The sequence below is a fragment of the Vibrio sp. OPT46 genome (genome assembly GCF_015163535.1).
GTDB classification, from domain to species: domain Bacteria; phylum Pseudomonadota; class Gammaproteobacteria; order Enterobacterales; family Vibrionaceae; genus Vibrio; species Vibrio alginolyticus.
On sequence record NZ_JADDYG010000002.1, the window covers coordinates 1 to 461 of the forward strand.

General features: G+C 38.4%; 1 protein-coding gene. It reads right to left on the reverse strand.

Going from position 1 to position 461, the window contains the following annotated elements; all coding sequences use genetic code 11:
• On the reverse strand, positions 1 to 218 hold a 218-nt coding region (locus IQR33_RS00005; RefSeq protein ID WP_193843424.1), incomplete at its 3' end, for a hypothetical protein.
• Positions 219 to 461 lie beyond the last annotated feature (243 nt).

Here is a 461-nt window from a genome sequence, read left to right on the forward strand (position 1 = left end):
CTGTAGTCTTCGGCTAATAATTGGTGTTGATATCGAGTGTAAGACAACGCTTCATTAGAAATTAGTATCTGATGCTCTTTTTCGATTAACTGACTTTGCAGCCTTTCAATCTGTTCATTCTGCTGTATGTAATTGAGGTACAGTGCGAATAGACCAAAAACCGAAACCATTAACAGGGCTATTAGAATATTATTGATAGTTTTCACTTGAATACTCATGACCTCTCCTTGTCTATTACTAGACTTTCCATGATGAAAGAGAGCGTCTACGGACCAAGAGCTCGAGGCTCTAAAACGCAACGAAGCAAATTGAGGTTGTTTTTCCAATTATAGGCGATAGGAGAAAAAATAAGAAAAATCTGAGAAAATTTGAATATCCTGCTGAGTTAAGAATCGGTAAGGTGGTAGCAGCGAGCTATCATCCACTCGCTGCAATACATTAACTCTGAAATGCAGGTCTAG